This is a genomic window from Mycobacterium sp. (assembly GCF_050701675.1).
Classification (GTDB): Bacteria; Actinomycetota; Actinomycetes; order Mycobacteriales; family Mycobacteriaceae; genus Mycobacterium.
Genome location: NZ_JBOGDD010000837.1, coordinates 1 through 6,266, shown reverse-complemented (window position 1 = coordinate 6,266; position 6,266 = coordinate 1). Strand labels below are relative to the sequence as shown.

At 65.8% G+C, this 6,266-nt stretch carries 11 protein-coding genes; 9 read left to right on the top strand and 2 right to left on the bottom strand.

Translation table 11 applies throughout. The features are described 5' to 3' along the window. Positions 1–14: 14 nt before the first annotated feature. Positions 15–242, bottom strand: coding sequence for a hypothetical protein (locus ACRDUX_RS25640; RefSeq protein ID WP_526417798.1), 228 nt, complete (start codon positions 240–242; stop codon positions 15–17). A 916-nt stretch (positions 243–1,158) separates the two neighbouring features. On the opposite strand from ACRDUX_RS25640, the gene ACRDUX_RS25635 reads away from it, so the two are divergent. The 9 genes from ACRDUX_RS25635 (at position 1,159) to ACRDUX_RS25595 (ending at position 5,629) form a co-directional block, all read left to right on the top strand. After that, positions 1,159–1,392 (top strand): hypothetical protein, encoded by a 234-nt coding sequence (locus ACRDUX_RS25635; protein WP_526417796.1) that lies wholly within the window; start codon positions 1,159–1,161, stop codon positions 1,390–1,392. Positions 1,393–1,516: 124 nt separating this feature from the next. Beyond that, the gene (locus tag ACRDUX_RS25630) at positions 1,517–1,687 is read left to right on the top strand and encodes a CsbD family protein (protein WP_526417794.1); all 171 of its coding nucleotides are present in this window, start codon (positions 1,517–1,519) and stop codon (positions 1,685–1,687) included. Positions 1,688–1,833: 146 nt separating this feature from the next. Further along, positions 1,834–2,106 carry a hypothetical protein gene (locus tag ACRDUX_RS25625; protein ID WP_526417792.1) on the top strand — a complete coding sequence of 91 codons (273 nt, stop codon included), beginning with the start codon at positions 1,834–1,836 and terminating at the stop codon, positions 2,104–2,106. A 146-nt stretch (positions 2,107–2,252) separates the two neighbouring features. Next, positions 2,253–2,726, top strand: a complete 474-nt coding sequence (locus tag ACRDUX_RS25620; protein ID WP_526417800.1) for an Rv1352/Rv1906c domain-containing protein — start codon at positions 2,253–2,255, stop codon at positions 2,724–2,726. Positions 2,727–2,828: 102 nt separating this feature from the next. Then, positions 2,829–3,305: an SRPBCC family protein gene (locus tag ACRDUX_RS25615; protein ID WP_526417790.1), complete on the top strand. Its 477-nt coding sequence runs from the start codon at positions 2,829–2,831 to the stop codon at positions 3,303–3,305. Between the two features lie 57 nt (positions 3,306–3,362). Further along, entirely contained in the window at positions 3,363–4,079 is a 717-nt protein-coding gene (locus ACRDUX_RS25610) for a Clp protease N-terminal domain-containing protein (protein WP_526417788.1), read from the top strand. A gap of 38 nt (positions 4,080–4,117) precedes the next feature. Further along, positions 4,118–4,540, top strand: coding sequence for a PPOX class F420-dependent oxidoreductase (locus ACRDUX_RS25605; protein ID WP_526417786.1), 423 nt, complete (start codon positions 4,118–4,120; stop codon positions 4,538–4,540). A gap of 48 nt (positions 4,541–4,588) precedes the next feature. Further along, positions 4,589–5,092 (top strand): DUF1942 domain-containing protein, encoded by a 504-nt coding sequence (locus ACRDUX_RS25600; protein WP_526417784.1) that lies wholly within the window; start codon positions 4,589–4,591, stop codon positions 5,090–5,092. A gap of 6 nt (positions 5,093–5,098) precedes the next feature. Further along, positions 5,099–5,629 (top strand): GNAT family N-acetyltransferase, encoded by a 531-nt coding sequence (locus ACRDUX_RS25595; RefSeq protein ID WP_526417782.1) that lies wholly within the window; start codon positions 5,099–5,101, stop codon positions 5,627–5,629. Here ACRDUX_RS25595 and zapE read toward each other — a convergent pair. Beyond that, a partial coding sequence (gene zapE / locus ACRDUX_RS25590) for a cell division protein ZapE (RefSeq protein ID WP_526417780.1) occupies positions 5,626–6,266 on the bottom strand: 641 nt, incomplete at its 5' end. The two genes, ACRDUX_RS25595 and zapE, sit on opposite strands and share 4 nt — an antisense overlap.

The window sequence follows — 6,266 nt, the reverse complement described above, 5'->3', positions numbered from 1 at the left end:
CATCAAGCCGAAAGTTAAAACCCCTTTGGTCGCTTCGCCTTGAGAGTCGGGCTCGCGATCGGAATCACGACCGCCGACGGCGGAACACTCAGCAGCGCAACTGTTTGCGTTGTCGTCTGGCCCATTGTCATGGACGCTGCCGTCACCGCACCCGCAGGTGCCCGATCCTGCGCCACCACCAACATTCCCATCGCAACCAAAGCGGTTGCGCCAACCAAACCGGACAGCGCCTTGACGCCCACCCGCGTACCTACTGTCATCACGAACTCCTCACCTATGCAACTCCCGGTCGGAGCGTTCGAGGAGGGTAGAAGTCTGACGCTGAAGAATCACTGAGGACGAGTTCGGGAAGACAGCCATAGCCGCGACCCGCGGCAACGCGACGAGCGACCACCTAACCGCCACCCGTCAGGGTCGAGGTGGGTTCAACCTCTGGTGTGCGGCGTCCGGCAGTGCCCTCGGGGCGGCCTTCGCCGCAGCCCGGGGCATAAGTTTCTCGCCGCCTTCGGCGTTGACCCCATGGTCACGATGCTGCGGCACCGCTGCACGGATGGGGAATCAACATCGAAGCGCGGCACATCAGGAGCGCAGCCTCAAAAGCAGTGGAAAGCAACGTGTTTCGTTCACCGCTCGTCGAATGCGGCATGGCAGGAGGCCGTCGTCGACGGACGAAGCCTCGAGTAGACCGCTGAACGATGGCTGCCACCGAATTTCTCCGGCCCTCCCTGACGATGAGCAGGTAGGGGTGTTCCCGCGGGATCCTCGCGGTCCCCATGATGTTCACAGGTGTCACCCTTGATTTTCGTGTGCGTCAAATATTCAATGAGGGCAGCTATCACGGCCGGGGGGCCGTACTACCAAGTCTCGCGCTACGCCGCGGGAACCGTGAGCGCGTCCATTGGGGGCGATGACAATGACTTCACGGTTGCCGCCCCCCGCCGTGACGGTCTACCTCGTCTCTGATGTCCCCGATCGGGTCGATGCCTCACCCGGTCATCTACTGCCTGAGGCTTCGGTTTGGGATTCGCCGCCGCGTGTGAGGCCGACTGACGTATGCGCGTCTGGCAATCCGCAACGAGGACGGTGTTTGACAACCGCGAAGAACGTCAATCCACCGACGTTCGGTCGAGAACTCGACCGAGGCCGGGGGTGCTCCGCGTGATCGAAGTTCTTCTCTACGGTTACCTGGCCGGATGGGTGTTGACCACCCTCGGCTTGGCGTTCAGCGCCGACCGGATTCAAGATCCGCACAGTCCTCAACGCCACCCGCTGGCGCTCGCCGCCGGTGCGGCCTGGCCGGTGCTGCTTCTGGGCGTCGCTGAGTACGCAGCCGTGGCGGCGGCCGCTGCCGTCGTTCACGACGAGGACCGAGAGCTGCTGGTCAAGCTGTAGCCGGCCTGGCCTGGCTTCGGGTTTCCCGTGAGGAGCCCTCAACGAGTTTCGAAGCCGGCGATCCGTGGCATACCTGATTCAGGCTTGGCGAATGGTGCCGAGCATGATCGAGGAGTTGAACAGTATGAGCTTTTTGGACAAGGCGAAGAACAAGGTCGAGGACCTGGGCGGCAAGGCCAAGGAAGCCACGGGCAAGGCCACCGATGACAAGAGCACCGAGAACGAGGGCAAGGCCGACCAGGCCAAGGCGAACATCAAGGACGCAGGCGAAAAGGTGAAGGACGCCTTCAAGTAGCCGCTGCTCCAACCACGAATTCGGGTCGGCCCGTCATCCCCGCGAGGATGGCGGGCCGGCTTCTTGGTTATCCGACTGTGAAATCACCAGCAAGCTAACTTGCGTAGTAGCAAGTCTGCGGACAGCGAAGTCGTCGAGGGGGCCATGTGTCGAGTGCACTCCTGTACGGCTATTTGAGCGGCTGGGTGTTGACCTCGATCCTGCTCGCGCTGCTGGCCTGGCGGCTGCAGGACAAGAACGCTCCAGCTGCCCATCCGGCGTTGTTGAGCTTCGTCGCAGGGGCCGCGTGGCCCCTACTGGTCGTAGCTCTGGCACAAGTCGGCGCGGTAGCGCTCACCGCGAGGTTGTGCACACCGAAGGGCCTGAGCGACGCTGAGCCGCCGCAATCACAATCCTCGCCCGCTAGATCCCACTCTTGAGACGGACTAAGGTGTTCGCCATGTGGTTGAAAACAGCGGCGGCCGCCGCAGTGCTTGCGACGTGTGTCGTAGGCGGTGCCCCCGGCCTCGCAGGGGCCGACCCGACCACTCCGGCCGATCCGACGACGCCGGCTGATCCGGCCACGATTGCCGCTCCGACCGGTCCCGCTCCGGGCCCTCCCGCCGACACGGCGACGCCGCCCGTTGCTGGCGCGCCTGCCGAATCGACGGCACCGACCGATACGGCCACGCCACCCACGCCGAAGACGTCCATCGACGCCGACGGAACCTACGCGGTCGGTACCGACATCGTTCCCGGCGTCTACAGCACCGCGGGTCCCGCCGACGCCGACAAGGGCACGTGCTTCTGGAAGCGGGCGAGCAATCCGGACGGCGCGACCATCGACAACGCGCTCACCAAGAAGCCGCAGACCGTCGAGATCGCACCAACCGACAAGTCCTTCAAGACCAACGGCTGTCAACCGTGGCAGCTGACCGATGGTGCCGTACCACCCACCGCACAAGGCATGTCCCCTGCACTGGCCGGGGTGCAACTGAAGCTCTACATGGCTCAGCTCAATGCCAAGGCCGCCGCGTCCGGGCAGCCGCCCTCGTCCTGACGCGGCACTCGCACCCCTTATTGGAGCGATCCGTCCTCGACGCACGGATCAGTCGCCCGCGATTGGGTCACGGCGACCGCACCGTCTGACACGATCGACGACATGGCCGATCTCATCGAAGTCCAGCGCACCATCGCCGCTCCGCCGGCAGACGTCTTCGCCCTCCTCTGCGACCCACAGGGACACGTCGCGATCGATGCGTCGGGCATGCTGCAGGACGCCGACGGAGACCCCGTGACCGCCGTCGGCGACAGCTTCGTCGTGCACATGGATCGCGAGGCGCTCAACGACTTTCCGATGGGCAAGTACGACGTCACCGTCACGATCACCGAGTTCGAGCAGGACACACTGATCGCCTGGACCATCCTGGGTCAGATCAAGCCGCAGATCGGTCACGTCTACGGATACCGCCTGGAACCCGATGATGGCGGCACGCTCGTCACCTCGTTCTACGACTGGTCCGACATCGACCAGAAGTGGCGCGACGCCGGGATCTTCCCCGTCATCTCGGAGGGCGCACTCCGAGGCACGCTCGGAATCCTCGACCGCACGGTGCGCCGCGGCTACCCACGCGGCTGACACGCCATCGTCAATGCAAGGTTGACGATCCCGTCTGCGTCAACCTATGGTTGACGGATGAACGAACCGGCCAAGATCACCAACCCCGTCCGCCTCGACGACCTCATCAACGTCATCAAGACCGCTCACGACGAGCCACTCGAGCAGCTCACCGACGCGATGCTCGCCGCAGAGGCCCTCGGTGACGTCGCCGACCACCTCATCGGCCACTTCGTCGACCAGGCCCGCCGATCGGGTGCGTCCTGGACCGACATCGGCAAGTGCATGGGCGTCACCAAGCAGGCCGCCCAGAAGCGCTTCGTCCCCAGGACCGAGACCAACCCGCTCGACGCGAGCGAGGGCTTCAGCAGGTTCACCCCGCGGGCCCGCAACGTCGTCGTCGAATCACAGAACAAAGCGCACGCCGCGGGCAACGACGAGATCACGCCCACCCATCTGCTGCTCGGGCTGTTCACGGATCCCGCGTCACTGGCGGTACGGCTACTCGCCGGACACGGTATCGACGCCGACAGTGCGGCCAATGCGGTGACGCTGCCGCCCAGAGTCGACGACACGCCCGCGCTCGTGCCCTTCAACGGCCCGGCCAAGAAGGTCCTCGAGCTGACCTTCCGCGAAGCACTTCGATTGGGGCACAACTACATCGGCACTGAACACATCCTCTTGGCCCTGCTGGAAGCCGAGGGGGGCGACGGCCCACTGCACACGCTCGGCGTCGACAAGCCGGGGGTCGAGGACGAGATCGCCGAAGTTCTCCGATCGCTGACGCAGAGCTGATCGGGAATGAAATCCGCGCCAGTGCGGTAGAAAGCACCATGAAACTCGACGAATCCGCCCGCGCGCTCATCGGTGCCGGCGCCGACGCCACCCTCGTCACCATCAACCCCGACGGCAGCCCCCAGGTCTCGGTCGTGTGGGTGGCACTCCAGTCGACACCCGACGGCGACGAGCTCGTCAGCGCACATCTGAGCGAGTACAAGAAGACCCGCAACATCCGACGCGATCCACGGGTGGCCGTCACCATCCTCGGGCCCGCCGCCCCTGGCCAGCAAGCGCCGTATCTGTCCGTGACCGGAACCGCCCGGATCGTCGAGGGCGGCGCGCCCGAACTGCTCACCGAACTGGCCGAGGCGATGCTCGGCTCCAGCGAACACTTCCCGCCGGCGAACGCGCCGGCCGGTCTGCTGACCCGGATCCGGATCGACAAGGTCGGCGGCCTCGGTCCCTGGGCGTCCTGACGGCCGATCAGCTCCTCGGCGACGAGGCGGTGTGCGATCATGCCAGGCATGCGTCGCTGGTTGGTGTTGATGGTTGCCGGGTTGGCAGTGACGTCCGGGGTGATCGCCTCGCCGGCCCCGGACGCCGCAGCGGTAAACGCCCCGATCGGCAGGCTCGGCGACGTCTTGCACGTCGACTACATGGGCATCGTCGCCGACGTCGCCGTGACCAGCGTCGAGCTCTCTGACATCCCGCCGGGTTTCGGCCGCGCACCACTGGGCCCCCGCAACGAGGTGTACCGCGCCAACGTGACCGTCCACGTCATCAAGGCGCCCAATCCGTACATCACGTCGATCGTGTTCGACTTCAACGGCGTGACACCCATCGCCGACGCCTACAAGCCCCGCAACACCGACGCCCCCGACGCCCTGCGCACCGCGCTCCAGAACGCCCCCGCCGGCGCCACCGTGAGCGGTGGGGTGTGGTGGGACGTCTACCGCGACCTCGTCACCAACGTCGTCCTCCTCGACAAGGTCACCGGCTACCACCTCGCCCAGTGGAACCTCACCTGACGCGGTATGTCCATTGAGGTAACCCCGGCCGCCGAGGCCGACCTGCCCGAACTGGCCGACGTCGCCGCACGCACCTTCCCGCTGGCCTGTCCCCCATCTGCGACACCCGATGACGTCGCCGCGTTCATCGCCGAGCACCTGACCGCCGACCGGTTCCGCGAGTACCTGTCCGACGCCGATCGCGTGGTGCTGACGGCGCACGACGGAAGCCGCATGTCCGGCTACGCCATGCTGATTCGTGGGGTTCCCGATGACGTCGACGTCCAGCGGGCCGTGACGCAGCGACCCGCCGTCGAACTGTCCAAGATGTACGTGGTGCCCGACGGTCACGGCGCGGGCGTCTCCGCCGCTCTGATGACGGCCGCGCTCGATGCTGCCCGCACGCTGGCCGCAGCCTGCGTCTGGCTGGGCGTGAATCAGGAAAACCAACGGGCGCAACGGTTCTACGTCAAACAGGGCTTCGCGGTGAGCGGCACCAAGACGTTCCGGCTCGGCGGCCACTTCGAGAACGACTACGTGATGGTGCGCCCGCTCTAACCCGGGCGGCCCGCGGCGGTCAGCGCCAGCAGCCGCGACGTCGCACGCAGATACTTCTTGCGGAAGCCGCCCGTCAGCATCTCCTCGCTGAAGACGGTGTCCAGCTTGGCGCCCGAGGCCACCACGGGAATGCCCGCGTCGTACAGCCGATCGGTCAGCGACACCAGGCGCAGTGCCACGCTCTGGTCGTCGAGAGGATGAACGCCGGTGATGAAAACCTCGGTGACGCCCTCGATCAACGCGAGGTACCGCGAGGGGTGCATCGTCGCGAGATGTGCGCACAGCGCGTCGAAGTCGTCGAGGGTCGCATCCGGCACGTCGGCGGCCTCGGCCCGCACCTGCTCATCGGACGGCGGCACAGGGGCGGGCGGTAGGTCCCGGTGCCGGTAGTCGGGTCCCTCGATCCGCACGGTGGTGAAGATCTTTGCGAGCGTGTTGATCTCGCGGAGGAAGTCCTGCGCCGCGAACCGGCCCTCGCCCAACTGTTCCGGCAACGTGTTCGACGTCGCCGCGATGGAAACCCCACGCTCGACCAAGGCCGACAGCAGACGTGAGATCAACGTCGTGTTGCCGGGATCGTCGAGTTCGAACTCGTCGATGCACACCACCACGTAGTCGGACAGCAGTTCGATGCACT

Bases quoted from the DNA above. Each gene is read 5' to 3' on its own strand.
- ACRDUX_RS25615 (WP_526417790.1), top strand. From the start codon at position 2,829: ATGGCCGATCTCATCGAAGTCCAGCGCACCATCGCCGCTCCGCCGGCA.
- ACRDUX_RS25610 (WP_526417788.1), top strand. From the start codon at position 3,363: ATGAACGAACCGGCCAAGATCACCAACCCCGTCCGCCTCGACGACCTC.
- ACRDUX_RS25605 (WP_526417786.1), top strand. From the start codon at position 4,118: ATGAAACTCGACGAATCCGCCCGCGCGCTCATCGGTGCCGGCGCCGAC.
- ACRDUX_RS25595 (WP_526417782.1), top strand. From the start codon at position 5,099: ATGTCCATTGAGGTAACCCCGGCCGCCGAGGCCGACCTGCCCGAACTG.
- ACRDUX_RS25630 (WP_526417794.1), top strand. From the start codon at position 1,517: ATGAGCTTTTTGGACAAGGCGAAGAACAAGGTCGAGGACCTGGGCGGC.
- ACRDUX_RS25600 (WP_526417784.1), top strand. From the start codon at position 4,589: ATGCGTCGCTGGTTGGTGTTGATGGTTGCCGGGTTGGCAGTGACGTCC.